12 protein-coding genes and 1 other RNA gene are annotated in these 14,387 nt (G+C 59.0%); 1 reads left to right on the top strand and 12 read right to left on the bottom strand.

Annotated features, from left to right (window positions below):
- Position 1: 1 nt before the first annotated feature.
- The 11 genes from ACIOWE_RS19135 to ACIOWE_RS19085 all read right to left on the bottom strand — a co-directional run bounded on the left by ACIOWE_RS19135 (position 2) and on the right by ACIOWE_RS19085 (position 12,688).
- Positions 2-1,441 carry an ArnT family glycosyltransferase gene (locus ACIOWE_RS19135; protein WP_401394502.1) on the bottom strand — a complete coding sequence of 480 codons (1,440 nt, stop codon included), beginning with the start codon at positions 1,439-1,441 and terminating at the stop codon, positions 2-4.
- A gap of 69 nt (positions 1,442-1,510) precedes the next feature.
- A complete protein-coding gene (rimJ, locus tag ACIOWE_RS19130) occupies positions 1,511-2,098 on the bottom strand; it encodes a ribosomal protein S5-alanine N-acetyltransferase (protein ID WP_401394499.1) in 588 nt (195 codons plus the stop codon).
- Between the two features lie 332 nt (positions 2,099-2,430).
- Complete coding sequence (locus tag ACIOWE_RS19125) at positions 2,431-2,802, bottom strand: DUF6124 family protein (protein ID WP_401394496.1); 372 nt, start codon at positions 2,800-2,802, stop codon at positions 2,431-2,433.
- Between the two features lie 263 nt (positions 2,803-3,065).
- The gene (locus ACIOWE_RS19120) at positions 3,066-3,989 is read right to left on the bottom strand and encodes a hypothetical protein (RefSeq protein WP_401394493.1); all 924 of its coding nucleotides are present in this window, start codon (positions 3,987-3,989) and stop codon (positions 3,066-3,068) included.
- Between the two features lie 182 nt (positions 3,990-4,171).
- Positions 4,172-4,564: a transfer-messenger RNA gene (gene ssrA, locus ACIOWE_RS19115) on the bottom strand.
- Positions 4,565-4,660: 96 nt separating this feature from the next.
- Positions 4,661-4,939 (bottom strand): hypothetical protein, encoded by a 279-nt coding sequence (locus ACIOWE_RS19110; protein WP_401394490.1) that lies wholly within the window; start codon positions 4,937-4,939, stop codon positions 4,661-4,663.
- Positions 4,940-5,066: 127 nt separating this feature from the next.
- Entirely contained in the window at positions 5,067-7,877 is a 2,811-nt protein-coding gene (locus ACIOWE_RS19105) for an FAD-binding and (Fe-S)-binding domain-containing protein (protein ID WP_401394487.1), read from the bottom strand.
- Positions 7,874-8,545: a lactate utilization protein C gene (locus tag ACIOWE_RS19100; RefSeq protein WP_401394484.1), complete on the bottom strand. Its 672-nt coding sequence runs from the start codon at positions 8,543-8,545 to the stop codon at positions 7,874-7,876. The genes ACIOWE_RS19105 and ACIOWE_RS19100 overlap by 4 nt, the downstream gene beginning before the upstream one ends.
- On the bottom strand, positions 8,545-9,999 hold the full coding sequence (locus ACIOWE_RS19095) for a LutB/LldF family L-lactate oxidation iron-sulfur protein (protein ID WP_401394481.1): 1,455 nt from the start codon (positions 9,997-9,999) through the stop codon (positions 8,545-8,547). Before ACIOWE_RS19095 ends, ACIOWE_RS19100 begins: the two co-directional genes overlap by 1 nt.
- Positions 9,996-10,820 (bottom strand): (Fe-S)-binding protein, encoded by an 825-nt coding sequence (locus ACIOWE_RS19090; RefSeq protein WP_401394478.1) that lies wholly within the window; start codon positions 10,818-10,820, stop codon positions 9,996-9,998. The genes ACIOWE_RS19095 and ACIOWE_RS19090 overlap by 4 nt, the downstream gene beginning before the upstream one ends.
- Before the next feature lie 173 nt (positions 10,821-10,993).
- A complete protein-coding gene (locus tag ACIOWE_RS19085) occupies positions 10,994-12,688 on the bottom strand; it encodes a lactate permease LctP family transporter (RefSeq protein WP_401394475.1) in 1,695 nt (564 codons plus the stop codon).
- Between the two features lie 261 nt (positions 12,689-12,949).
- Between ACIOWE_RS19085 and ACIOWE_RS19080 the strand changes: the two genes are divergently transcribed.
- Entirely contained in the window at positions 12,950-13,717 is a 768-nt protein-coding gene (locus tag ACIOWE_RS19080; protein ID WP_401394472.1) for an FCD domain-containing protein, read from the top strand.
- 137 nt (positions 13,718-13,854) lie between these two features.
- Here ACIOWE_RS19080 and smpB read toward each other — a convergent pair whose 3' ends face one another.
- Positions 13,855-14,337 carry an SsrA-binding protein SmpB gene (smpB, locus tag ACIOWE_RS19075; RefSeq protein WP_007915208.1) on the bottom strand — a complete coding sequence of 161 codons (483 nt, stop codon included), beginning with the start codon at positions 14,335-14,337 and terminating at the stop codon, positions 13,855-13,857.
- Positions 14,338-14,387: the final 50 nt, after the last annotated feature.

The following is a 14,387-nucleotide window of genomic DNA, read 5'->3' as shown; positions in this document are numbered from 1 at the left end:
TTCAATACCTCACGAAGTAGTACGCCTGCCGCCCGACCATTAAAGTTTTCAACACTTTCAGCGGGGCGGCGGGCTCTTGGTCTCCCGCCTTCAACGCCACGTGGGCTGGGGACGCGGCGAGATAATCCCGTAGCTGCGCATCAGTATCCAGCCCCTTGAGCACCTGCTGCGTGTAGAAAACGCTCGCCCCGCCAACCCGCTCATTGGCTTGAAACAATGCCACTTGATGCCCTTCGGCTTGCAGCGTCTGAATGTGTTCGGTCAGCGGCAGGAACGACAGTTTTTTATCCGCATGAGGCAGCGCCCACTGTGCGGCGGCGAGATAGCTGGCGATCACCACGGTCAGTACGCCAACTGCCAACGTCTGACGATGACGGGCGATTCTTCCTACAAGCCGATTGGCGCCTTCATACCCTTTCAATCGCTCGAACAGTACCCACGCATACTCCGCCGCAATCACCGCCGCCGCCGGTGTCATCGACATCAGGTACACCGTGCGCTTGCTCGACGCCAGGGTCAGCATGATGAATTGCGCAACGATCCACAGGCTGAAAAACAGCAGGTAACGATTGGCCTTCAACTGTTTACGGAAATGCCAAAGCCCCAGATACACCAGAATGTTCCATGGTAAAAACGCTTCGGGCAGTTTGGCCAGGTAGTAGTAGAACGGCTCGTAGTGCCCGGCCTCGACGAACGATCCGCTGAAGCGTCCGACGCTGTTGGTCAGCAATACTTCACTGACCGCTTGCAGACCGCCGCGCTGATACAGCACGGCCAGCCAGATCAGCAGCGGAATCAGCCCGACCAGCGTCAGTAGTCCCGGCCGCAGCCAATCGCCGATCTTCAGGCGTTTGTCGATCAGGTTATCCGCCAGCAGATAAGCGAAAATCACCACGCCCGGCATCGCCAGCCCCAGCACGCCTTTACTCAGCGTGGCGATGGCGATTCCGACGACAAACAACAGCGAACTGCCGGCGGTCGATGCTCGTTGCGCCTGGAAAAATCCCAACAGCGCGGCCGTCACGCCGAGAGCGAGCAGCGCATCCTCGCCGACCCCACGCACGTTGCTCCAGTAACTGGCCATCGTCGCCAGCAGAATGCCTGCCGTCCAGGCGATCGCTTTCGGGCGTTCGAAGCGCCGCAACATGCCGTACAGCAACATCACGCTGAGCAGCCCGGCCACCGCCGACGCCAACCGCACTGCCCACGGCGAGACGCCAAATACGCGCATGGCGCTGGCGTCGAGCCATAAACTCAGCGGTGGTTTTTCCAGAAAGGGCTCGCCGAACAGACGGGGCGTCACCCAGTCGTCGTCCAGATGCATCTCCATGGCGATCCCGGCAACGCGGGCTTCGGTGGATCCTTGCAATTGATGATTGCCCAATGCGAAGAAAAACAGCAGGGCAGCAAGCAGAAACAGCGACGGGGCGGCACGCGACATAGGTTTCAGGCAACCGGAAAGGGCAGGAGGCCTGAGCATAGATCGCCATTGCTGAACAAATTGTGAATGTCAGCCCAAACGACGGGACCAACGCTGATCCGGCGCTTCGAAGGCCTGATTGACCAACGCCGTCAGCACATGATCCTGCCAGCGCCCGGCAATGTTCAGATACGCTTTGGCGTAACCCTCTTGTTCGAAGCCCAGTCGCTCCAGCAACCGCGCACTGCGCTCGTTGCCGGGAATGTAATTGGCCATGATCCGGTGCAGGTTCTGGGTGTCGAACATGTAGTCGATGCCAGCCTCCAGGCCTTCCTGCATCAAACCCTGACCCTGATGCGCTGCGTCGATGTGATAACCCAGATAACAGGCTTGAAACGCCCCGCGAATAATCCCGCTGAAATTGCAGGCGCCGATCATCTGCTGGCCGTCGGGCGTCAACAGGGCGAAATGCATCGCCAACCCGGCTTCGAACGCGTCGGCCTGGATATCGAGGCGGCGTTGAATTTGCTCGGTGGAAAAATAGTCAGTGGTACGGATCGGTGACCACGGCGCGAGGTGACGCTGGTTGCGTTGGTAGAAATCGCTTTCCAGTTTTGCCTGTTCCGGGTCAAGGATGGCGAGCGTCAGGCGTTGGCAGGGCAGGGTCAACAGCGGCATCGGGCGCTCCGGTCAGTGGGATCAAAGGACAGAATTGCCCGCTGCGGCAGAAAATACAAACCGGCTTGTTCAGACAGCTAACCAGGGCTGGTACTGATCAGCGTTCACTCAAAGGCCCGGCATTCACAACGCCACGGCGTGCAGGACACGCTCGTCTACCGCCTCGACGCCAATCCGCAGGCAAAAAAAAGCCCGCGGGAGAGCCGCGGGCGAACCGTAGTTTCTTGAATGAGCGAGCGGACTGTACCGGTTTGGCACCAGCCCGGCAGTGAAGAAAAATTCATCTCGATGGACTGCCCGGGCGGCAGCGCGGTCAGTGCCGGTGTCGCCTGTTAATGGCGCACTTCAGGGCCTGATGGGGCAGGCGATCCCTGTTGCACAACCTGGTCCCGTGCCCGACAGACGACAATTTCGGCCAACGCGCTCAGTTGCCTGATCGCCACCGCGATATGGCGTTGGGATCCTTCGCATTCATCGGCAAAGTTTGCGCTGATCTGCGTGAGGGAATCGAGAAGATCACTGGCGTGCGAGAGCAGAGTGATCGTGTCGACATCGTCGCGCACGCTGAACATCTGCTTGAGGGGGATGGTACGGCGGCGATTTCGACCGGTTGCGCCGGTCGCGCTGGCGGGCGATTGCTGGCCGGGCGTTTGCGCGTCGGCGGGTGCCGGTCCAACAAGGGAAAGTCGGGTGATCTTTTTCATGACGTAGCTCCGTGGAATGAACAATCTCTGCGGGGGCGGTCTGTCAAACCGTCCGCTGGATGGCAGCGAGTCAGGGAGGGTAGCGCCGGAAAAAACTGTGCACCAGTTCATGAAAGTCGACGCGTATTGCGGGAAATTTCCTAGGACGTGGAATGTAGGAAGCTAATGCTTCTCTCGTTGTTCATGATGTCGCCGGTTTTGTCGCCTGTGGCATGGCCGTGTGCACGGTGCCATAGGTTCAAGCCCAGACGCAGCCGGGCTGATTACTCCTCTACTTTCTCTTCGCGCAAAACCCACCCAGCTTCTCCCGCCACCAGTTTGTACTGGATCTGCCGCATCTTCCCCGTCCGCCCCGCCCCCGCGTCGGCGCTGTCGTACACCGGAAAGCGTTGCACGAGCATGTTCTCCACCACCGCAAACGAATCCTCGCCCTGATACCCCTCGGCCGCTTTTGGATTTTCGCTGATTGGCGGCAAATAGATTTCGCTCAGGGATTTTTTCCGGTTGGCGGAGTAGGCGATAAGTTCCCCCGGCATACCGCGCCCGGGCGAGCGTGTAGCGATATAGACCTCGGGCGAGCCATCGTTATTGAGGTCGGCGACTTCAGCGCGGACGATGCTGCCGTTGAGCGGGCGGGTGATCGGCGAGTTGTCGATTTCCAGGCCTTTGGGCTCGATGCGCACCACGGGCTTGCCATCGACCTGATCCGCTTTCACATGAAAGTCGATGCCCTGCAACGCCAGGTTCTGGTCAAAAGACAGATTGTTATCCACAGCATCGCCGTTGGCGACGATCAGCGAAATTTCATAGTTGGCCACCTCATTACGCCGCGCTGCGTTGCGCATGAGATAGACCTGCACCGTGTAATCGCCGTCGGCGGGTAACGAGCCGATGAAGTGATCGCCCATGATCGAACCGTTGAACAGCGCGTAATCCGCGCCTTTGGCGGTGATATTGAAATATGCGGAACTGTTGGAGGGCTTGAAGTCCACAGTCAGGATCTGCCCGGCCTTCGCGCTGAGTTTGTACTCCGCCGTTTTATAGCCCTTGATCGACTGCTTGAACTGCACGCTGCCATAGCCGCTTTTGTAGACGACTTGCTGAATCCGCGGCGGGACGTCGGTGGTGGCAGCGTGGGCAGACAGTGAGACGAGGGTCGCGAGTGCGGCGCCGAGCCAGATATTCATGAGGGTCCTTCGGGTAGTGGCCTATGTGGCTCGAAGGATAGAGCCGCAGCCGTGAGGCCGTCTAACCTTGGGGCGATTGGAATCCGGCGGCAATCTTCGGAGCGGGATGACAGCCGAGTTGGTGTGTGCAGGATCTGCAGATGCGACAAAGCCCGCACTGGGCGGGCTTTGTCGTTGAGAGTTGGTGGAGCCGGGGGGATTTGAACCCCCGTCCGCCAGTACTCCGCTGTCGGTACTACATGCGTAGCCGTGTCTATTAAGTTAACCCTCAGCGACCCGACGGGCAGGGTGCTTTGGGCGAGTTGTGTAAGTTTTAGCCGCTTCGTCCACAACGTACTGCACGGCGATTCTGTTCTATATGACAATCATTTTGGGTTTACAGACATCCCCTGATGATTGCTGGACCCGAAGGTACCAGAAGGGAAGGCTAAGGCTGCTTACGCAGCGAGAGCGTATTCCCCGTAGGTTTCGTCATTGGCAACTATAAGAAGTTGCAACAGTGGATTTACGAGTTCTGTTACCAACTCGGCATGCACCTAAAGTTTCGCAACCGGCGTCGAATCCTAAACGGCCCCGAACTCATTGCTCAGTACATCTGTTTGAGCAACAAGCCTGCGCAGTGTACGCCAAACGGGCGACAAGGCCAACCCGAAGGTTGGCCGCCGCCTCGATCAATTGTTGGTGCCGGTGGACTTGCGCAATTCCACGATGGTTTGCGAGGTTTCCGCAATGCAATCGTCGATTTTGCCTTGAGCCTTGAGCGCCTTGGCTTTGGCGACACTGGTTTCAGCGCGCTGACTCAGGTCTGGGTTCGATGACAGCTGCCCCTTGGCGTTGTCGATGGTCTGGATATTGGCATCGCACAGATCGGCAGGCTTGTCAGCGGCGAACGAGGTGGAGGCCATCAGCGAAGCAGTAACGAACAGACCTAACAGTACAGAACGTTTCATGTGTATCTCCTTGAACCGAGTGGTCCAGACGTCGTTAGCCGAAAACCGGCAACCGAGTGAGGGAAAAGCCCCTTAATGTGGGGCTTGTTCTGTGGACTACGGTCGCACGCAAGGGTTCTATTTTTCTTCAGCCGGCCTTTGCTTGGGTCACCCGATCCACCAAATACACCAGACCGTGGTAGTCGATTCCACCATGCTGCGTCAGACCGATCTCACACGTCCGGCTAGTGGAAATGCCCTCGCTGCAATGCTGCACCGCCTCCTTGAGTGTGCGCAGTGAATGGCTGTTCAGCTCTGGCGTGGTAAAGCCCTTGTCACCGGCGAACCCGCAGCAGTGAATGCCTTCGGGGATGACCACGTTCTTGCTGCATTTGCGCGCCAGATCGATCAGCGCCTGGCTTTCACCCAGATGCTGGGTGCTGCAGGTCACATGCACGGCTATCGGCGCGTCCTGTGGGGTGAAATCCAGTCGATCAAGAAGATGCGTACGGATGAAGCGCACCGGGTCGTACAGATCCAGGCGAACATCGCCGACATCCTGCACCAGTCGCAGCGTGCACGGACTGGTATCGCAATAGATCGGATCAAGCCCGCCGCGACTGGCGTGCAGCAATGCGCCGATCAACTCCTGGCGCTTGTGTTCAGCCTGTTCGGCATAGCCTTTGGAGGCGAAAGGCTGACCGCAGCAAAGGTTGTCCTGATTGTCGGGAAAGACCACTTGGTAACCGGCCTTTTCCAGCAGGCCGCGGGTTTTGTCGTACAGCGACATTTGCTCTTTATCACCCGCCGCCGGGCCCATTACCCGCGAGACGCAGGCGGCCAGATAAACCACACGCGGGCGTTCGTCCGACACGCTCGGGCTGAAGCGAATGGCCTTCTCCGGTTGCGGCATCGCATTCGTCCACAACGGCACCTGGCCCTTGGACAATCGCGTCAGCGTCGCCGAGAGCCTGGCCAGGCGCGGCGCGCCCAGCAGCATCCGCGCACCATTGGCGACATGCAGGGTGAAGCGTGCCCCTTGCAGCGTTTTGGCGAAATTTCCTTCGATCCAGTCGGCAGTTTTCTGATGCGTTGCGTGTCGTCCTCGGAGCTTTTTCACCAGGTCGCCGGTATTGATGCCTACAGGGCAACGTTGCGCGCACAAACCGGTCGCGGCGCAGGTGTCGATGCCTTGGTACTCGTAGGCTGTTTCCAGTTCGGTGGTGTCGATGCCGGCGCGCTTCTTCGCCTGAATATCCCGCCAGATGACGATGCGCTGGCGCGGGCTCAGGGTCAGGCCTTTTGACGGACAGACCGGTTCGCAGAAGCCGCACTCGATGCACTTGTCGACAATCTCGTCGGCTGCCGGCAGTGGTTTCAGGTGCTTGAGGTGGATCTGCGGATCTTCGCTGAGCACCACGTCCGGGTTGAGGATGCCATTCGGGTCGAGCAGACGTTTGAGCTGCCACATCAATTGATAGGCGTCGCTGCCCCATTCCAGCTCCACGAACGGCGCCATGTTGCGTCCGGTCCCGTGTTCAGCCTTGAGCGAACCGCCGAATTCCACCGCGACCAATTGCGCGACGTCGTCCATGAACGCTTGATAGCGTGCGACTTCTTCCGCGCTGTTGAAGCCTTGGGTGAAGACGAAGTGCAGATTGCCTTCCAGGGCGTGTCCGAAAAGGATCGCTTCGTCGTAGGAGTGTTTGTCGAACAACTCGATCAAGCGATTTACGCCGATGGCCAGTTGCTCGACCGGGAAGGTCACGTCTTCGATGATCACCGTGGTGCCGGTTTTGCGTACGGCACCGACTGCCGGGAAGGTGTCTTTGCGGATCGCCCAGAGTCGGGCGTTCTCGACAGGGTCCTCGGTGAAATCGACGCGTTTCTCCACGGGAAAGTGGTTGAGCGAGACCATGATCTGCACCAGTTGCTCCTGGAGCAGCGAGGCGGAGGCCGCGCGGGATTCGATCAGTAATGCACAAGCGTTATTCGACAGTTGTTGTACGAAAGCGGGCATGCCCGGTTTGTTCTGTACCGAGCGCAAGCTGCGGCGATCCAGTAGTTCCACCGCCGACACCGGTTGGCTTTTCAGCACGGTGACTGCGTTGCAGCAGGTTTCCACATCCGGAAACACGATCAATGCCGAAGCTTTGTTCGGGTGATCAATCACGGTGTCGTAAGTCACCGCACTGATAAAGCCAAGCGTGCCTTCCGAGCCAACCAGCAAATGACTCAAGATATCCACAGGCTCATCGAAATCCACCAAGGCATTGAGCGACAGGCCGGTGGTATTTTTCAGACGATATTTGTGGCGGATTCGCGCAGCCAATTCCGCATTGGCGCGGGTCTCGCGGCCCAGAGTCGCCAAACGCTCCAGCAGTTCGCCGTGACTGCTGTGAAATGCCGCGACACTGGCGGCGTCTTCGGTATCGAGCCGCGTGCCATCGGCCAGCACCAGACGAATGCCCGCCAGCGTGTGGTAGGTATTCTGCGCAGTGCCGCAGCACATGCCGCTGGCGTTGTTGGCGACGATGCCACCGATCTTGCAGGCGTTGATCGAGGCCGGGTCCGGGCCGATCTTGCGCCCGAACGGTGCCAGCCACGCGTTGGCCTGTGCACCGATAACCCCCGGTTGCAGGCGGATTTGCATGCCCTGGCCACGAATTTCGCGGGCGTTCCAGTTATCCCCAAGCACAATCAGGACGGAATCGCTGATGGCCTGCCCAGACAGACTGGTGCCGGCTGCACGGAAGGTCACCGGGACCTGATCGCGCTGGGCCAGTTGCAGCAACGCCACCACTTCGTCTTCGGACTCGACGCGGATCACCAGTTTGGGGATCAGTCGATAAAAACTCGCGTCGGTGCCGAAGGCCAATGTTGATAGCGGATCGTCGAAGCGGCGGTCGGCCGGAATCAGTTGTTGCGCATCGCGCAGGAAAGTCGCCGGTAACGTCATTGGTCCTCCAGAATCAGAACCACCAGGTCTTTCGGACCGTGGGCGCCGTAGGCCAGCACTTGTTCGATGTCAGCGGTTTTCGACGGGCCGGATACCAGCAGCGCGTTGGTCGGCATGCCTTGGGCCCAGTTGAATTCCTCTTGCACCTGATAAAAGTTGTCGCGGATTTCGCTGGCCTTGAGCAACGCGAAATGTACGGGCGGCACCAGACTCATCAGCCGGGGTTCTTCGCGGGTCGGCCAGAGAATCAGGCTGCCCGTAGCAGCGATGGCGCCGAGGGTGCCGGTGAGACTGGCCGGGGTGTCGTTGAACAGTTCGGCTTTCCACTCTTCCATCGGCCGGTCGTAGGATTTCAGCGTCGGGAGATCAGGATTGTTCGACCAGTGTTGAGTGACTTTTTCACCGTGCGCCGTAGTCGGTGCGATCAACAGGTCAGGCAACTGACGATCACGCAGCAATTGCGCGAGCAGTGCAGGCCATTCTTCACCTGACGTCATGTGAATTTCGGTGTGCACCGCTTCCATCATTTTTCGCAGTTGCGGGATGCGTTGTTCGGCGCTGTAGGTGTAAGGCTGCGTCACCAGATCGACATCGAAGTTGTCGGCAATCGGTGTGGCGCCCGTCAGACTTTTCCGCAGTTTGGCGAGAATATTTTGCTTGGCGCTCATCAGCGGTCTCCCTGTTTGGCCAGATGCTCGCGGGCCATATCATGCAGCGAGCGGGCGGCGGGTTTCGGCGCGCTGTGGTTTTGTGTCCACGGGCCTACATTGCTTGGCGTCAGGGCGCGCAAGCGCGTGGCGAAGAAACCGAACAATCGATACAAGGTCGGCGAACTGTTGAGCCTGGCCCAGGCGTTCCAGATAAAGCGTTCCTTGCGCGAATACTTGCTGCCCTGACCACGCATCACTTGATGCGGACTGTCCGGGGCTTTGACGTTCTCTTCACGCAAGCGACGCAGGATCGCCGGGATAGGAATTTTTACCGGGCACACTTCACCGCAGGCACCGCACAGCGAAGACGCGCTCGGGTGATCCGAAACCTTGGCCAGGCCGACCATATGCGGCGTGATGATTTTGCCGATCGGCCCCGGATAAACCTCGCCATAGGTGTGGCCGCCAACACGGGTGTAGACCGGGCAATGGTTCATGCAGGCGCCGCAACGGATGCAGTTCAGGGTCTGGCGCAATTCGCTGTCGGCGAAAGCCTGGCTGCGACCGTTGTCGAGCAGCACCAGATGCACTTCCTGTGGGCCGTCGAGTTCATGCTCCTTGCGCGGACCGGAGATCATGTTGACGTACGTGGTGATCGGAATGCCCAGCGCCGAGCGGGTCAGTAACGAGAGCAGTGGCACCACATCGCGCAGGTTCTCGACGACTTTTTCGATGCCGGTGACGGCGATGTGCACCGGCGGCACGGTGGTGGTCATGCGCCCGTTGCCTTCGTTTTCCACCAGCAGCAGGGTGCCAGTTTCGGCGACAGCGAAGTTGACACCGGAGACGCCGATGTCCGCTTCGAAGAATTTCTGTCGCAGGACTCTGCGACCGATTTGAATGAGTTGGTCAACGTCCTTGGTGTATTCCACGCCAAGTTTGTCGTGGAACAAGGACGCGACCTGACCGGCATTCTTGTGGATCGCCGGCATAATGATGTGTGAAGGCTTCTCGTGGTCGAGCTGGACGATGTATTCCCCCATATCGGACTCCAGACATTCAATGTCTTGAGCCTCGAGGAAATGGTTCATCTCCATCTCTTCGCTGACCATCGATTTGCCCTTGATCACTTGCCGCGCCTCGTGAGCGCGGATGATCGACAAGACGATGCCATTGGCCTCGTCCACCGTTTCCGCCCAGTGCACTGTCACACCGTTGCGGGTCAGGTTTGTTTCCAGTTGCTCGAGCAGGTCGGGCAATTTGGAGAGCGCACGCGCCCTGATCGAGTTGCCCAAGGCGCGCAAATGTTCTCTTTCGTGGGCATCGCTGAAAGCCGCTGCCCGCTTGGTCATCAATGAATCCATGGCAGTGCGGAAGTTATTCCGTAGCTGCGGGTCACCCAGAGCGTTGTGCGCCCGGGTGCGGAAATCTTCTTCTACGGCAACCGTAGGAATAATCGTCGAGGTGCTCATTTCGCACCTCCGGTTCGCTGCCAGAGGAAGCTGGCGAGATGTTGCCCGCGTAGCGCTTCTTTTTGTTTCTCGAATGCGCCGTTGATGTTCATCAAACAGCCACAGTCGGCGCTCAGTACCTTGTGTGCACCGGATTCCTTCAGCGCGCGGGTCTTGTCAGCCACCATTGCGCCGGAAATGTCTGGCATACGGACGCTGAATGTCCCACCGAAGCCACAGCATTCGCTTTCATGGTCATGGTTGACCCGTTCCACGTTGCTCAGCTGCGCCAACAATTCGCGGCCGTGCAGGTGGGTATTCATTTCGCGGCGCGCCGAACACGAGGTGTGCAGCGCGACTTTTACCGGCTCGCCGCTGTCCTTGAGCTGCACCTTGCAGACGAACAGCAGGAACTCCGCCAGCTCGTAGGTGCGAGCCGCGAGGGCTTGAACCTGTTTCAGCGTCTCTGGCTCGTCCTTGAACAAGTCGGCGTAATGTTCGCGCAACATGCCCGCGCAAGAACCCGACGGCACCACCACCGGATAATCCCCGGCAAACAGCGCCAGTTGCGAGCGCGCCACGGTCCGTGCCTGCTCGGTGTAACCCGAGGTGTAGGCCGGTTGTCCGCAGCAGCTTTGCCCTTGCGGGTACTCGACCCGAATCCCTTCGCGCTCCAGCAAGTGGATCGCGTCCATCCCGGCTTCGGGGTAGAACAGGTCGACCACACAGGTGCCGAACAGGTAGACCCGCGACGGTTTCTCGCTGGGGTATTGCTGTGGTTCGGGCAGTGGCGGTGCAACGCGGGTCGCGTTCGGCACAGCGTTGTAAAAAAGCTCGCTCATCAGGCGTGTCTCCGGGTGGTCCCGGTTATCCGTCCGCTGAGGCTGCTGAATATAGAGAGAGTTGCTTTCAGCAGCCTTACAGACCGGGTTGTGAATTGCTGACGCCGGAATCACGAACCGGCGTCGGTTATTTCCATGCTTCTTTTAGACGTCTTGTAGGCTTCTTGAAGGTATCAGTGCACCAACATGCCGGTGAACCAGTAGGCTTGAGCCAGGGTGATCAGACCGACAATCGTTGCAAAGAATAGGCTGTGCTTGAGGGTGAAGCGGAACAGATCCGATTCCTTGCCCACCAGACCGGTCGCAGCGCAGGCCACGGCGATCGATTGCGGCGAGATCATCTTGCCGGTGACGCCGCCGCTGGTGTTCGCCGCGACCAGCAGTGTGTCGTTGACGCCGATCTGGTGCGCGGTGGTCGCTTGCAGCGAACTGAACAGGGCGTTGGACGAGGTATCGGAACCGGTGAGGAACACGCCCAGCCAGCCAAGGAACGGCGAGAAGAACGGGAACGCGGCGCCAGTACCTGCGAGCACCAAAGCCATGGTCGAAGACATGCCGGAATAGTTGGTGACGAACGCGAACGCCAGCACCATGCCGATCGACAGGATTGGCCAGCGCAGTTCGTAGAAAGTTTCTTTCAAAGTGGTAAGACCAATTTTGAAATTGATCTTCAATACCATCATCGAGATCAGCGCCGAGAAGAAAATCGCGGTGCCGGTCGCAGAAATCGGGTCGAGTTTGAATACCGCAGGGATGGCGGTCGGCGCTGCCACGATCGGCGCAGTCTTGATGACCAACTGATCAAGGTGCGGAATCGCGAAGTTGAACACCCAGCTGTACATCGAACCGCCGGCGGCGAACATTGCCTTGAATGGCTTCAGGGTCCAGATGGTCACCAGCACGGTGAGAATCAGGAAGGGCGACCAGGCAATGAAAATTTCCCAGAGGCTGTAAGGCGAGGCCACAGTGGTGCGTTTCTGACCGAAACCACCGACGCTGCCAGTAATCGCTGCGCTCGATGTCGCGCCGGCGATTTGCGCGCCTGCGGTGCGTTTCGGCTGCCAGACTTTGAGGAACAGGGTCAGCGAAATCAGGCTGGCCAGCGCCGAGGTGATGTCCGGCAGTTCCGGACCAATGAAGTTCGAAGTGAAGTATTGGGTGATGGCGAAGCTCAGGCCTGCAACCAGTGCGGCCGGCCAGGTTTCGCGCACGCCGCGCAGGCCGTCCATCATGAACACCAGCCAGAATGGTACGAACAGCGACAGCAGCGGCAGTTGGCGTCCGGTCATGGCGCCGATCTTGAACGCGTCGATGCCAGTCACCTGGCCGGCGACGATGATCGGAATGCCCAGCGCGCCGAACGCGACTGGCGCGGTGTTGGCGATCAGGCACAGGCCAGCGGCGTACAGCGGGTTGAAGCCCAGTCCGACGAGGAGGGCGGCGGTAATCGCGACCGGTGCACCGAAACCGGCGGCACCTTCCAGGAACGCGCCGAAGCAGAAGCCGATCAGCAGCACTTGCAGGCGTTGGTCGTCAGTGATCGACAGTACCGAACTGCGAATGACCTCGAACTGACCACTCTTGACCGTCAGTTTGTAGAGGAACACGGCCGCGACAATGATCCACGCAATCGGCCACAGACCGTAGGCGAAGCCATACCCGGCGGCGGCGAAAGCCATGTCGACCGGCATCTGGAACGCGAAGATCGCCACGGCAATCGACAAGGCAAGCGTGATGCTGCCGGCCACATGACCTTTGAGGCGGAACACCGCCAAAGCGAGGAAGAAGAAAACGATGGGGATGACGGCCGCGAGTGCGGAGACGCCGAGACTGCCGAGCGGGCTGTAGAGCTGTTGCCAGGTTTGCATATGGGGTGGCCCCTAATTGTTGTTGGTCAGGCACTGTCAGCGTTCTTGGATAATTGGTAAGACCAATTTACAATCGCTGTTGGCTAGGGTAAAAGCCTTGATGTCGGTGTGTCAATTTGTCGCCCTGAAACTTTTGTCGAATGAGCGGTACAGAACTCATCTGATCTGGTCGGGCGATTGTTTTCTGGCAGGTGTCGACAGCGCGCCAATAGGCCAGAATAGAGAGCCCGGCGAGCGGTCGGGATCGTGGAGAAATGAGTTATGGGGTTTGATCAGATACGTCAGCGCCGTTTGTCTGACGACATTGTCGAGCGGCTCGAGGGGATGATTCTCGAGGGCACGCTGAAGTCCGGTGAGCGGTTGCCAGCGGAGCGCACGCTGGCCGAGCAATTTGGCGTATCACGTCCGTCGCTGCGCGAAGCGATTCAGAAACTGGCGGCCAAGGGGCTGCTGGTCAGTCGACAGGGTGGCGGCAATTATGTGGTGGAAAGCCTAGGGTCGACCTTCAGCGATCCGCTTCTGCAATTGCTCGAAAGCAATCCCGAGGCGCAGCGTGATTTGCTGGAATTTCGGCACACTCTGGAGGCATCGTGCGCTTATTACGCGGCATTGCGCGCCACCGATGTCGATCGCGAGCGCCTGACGGCTGCCTTCGAAGAGCTGCAGGATTGCTACTCGCGTCACGACGATGTCAGTCGGGCGGAGGAGGGCGCGGCGGATGCGAAGTTTCACCTGGCGATTGCCGAGGCCAGTCATAACGCGGTGTTGTTACACACCATTCGCGGGTTGTTTGATTTGCTCAAGCGCAATGTCGTGACCAACATCGGCGGGATGTACAAGCAGCGCACGGAAACCCGCGACATGCTGATCACTCAGCATCGGGAATTGTATCTGGCGATTATCGAAGGTCGTGCGGAGCAGGCGAGGGAAGTCTCCAGTCGACACATTTTGTATGTGCAGGAAGTGCTGGAAGAGGTGCGCCAAGAGGTTCAGCGCATGGCTCGGGCGGAGCGGCGCAAGGGGATGTGAGGTGGCAAATTAATTGTGGCGAGGGAGCTTGCTCCCGCTGAGGCGCGCAGCGGCTCTCGCTTTAATTTAAGCGAGAACCGATGGCGCCTGCTGCGCAGGCGAGCGGGAGCAAGCTCCCTCGCCACAGGCAGAAAAAATTAATCTTCCTTGCCCTTGTTGCGCACGGCGCGCTGCAACTCACGACCGGCATCGCGTTCGCGCTCGGTGTCACGCTTGTCATATTCCTTCTTGCCCTTGCCCAGAGCAATTTCGCACTTGACCATGTGCTTGCTCCAGTACCAGGACAGGCATACGCAGGCGTAACCCTTTTGCTGCACGGCAGCGGCAAGCTTTTCCAGCTCGCGGCGGTTGAGCAGCAATTTGCGCGTGCGCACCGGGTCAGCGATGACGTGGGTGCTGGCGGTCATCAGAGGCGTAATGTGACTGCCTAGCAGCCACGCTTCGCCATCCTTGAGCAGCACGTAACTGTCGACCAGTTGCAGCTTGCTTGCCCGCAGACTTTTTACTTCCCAGCCGGCCAGGACCAGACCAGCCTCGAACTTATGTTCGATGAAGTAATCGTGTCGCGCCTTTTTGTTCTGCGCGATGGTCCCTGTTGGGTGTTTCTTCTGTTTAGCCATAGGGGCGGCAATATATGGAGATAAAAGGCTGACGGCTACGGTGATGCTGC

The sequence above is a fragment of the Pseudomonas sp. NPDC087598 genome, from assembly GCF_044743525.1.
Lineage (GTDB): Bacteria > Pseudomonadota > Gammaproteobacteria > Pseudomonadales > Pseudomonadaceae > Aquipseudomonas.
Note: the sequence above shows the minus strand (reverse complement) of the source record. Positions and strands in the feature narration are given on the sequence as shown.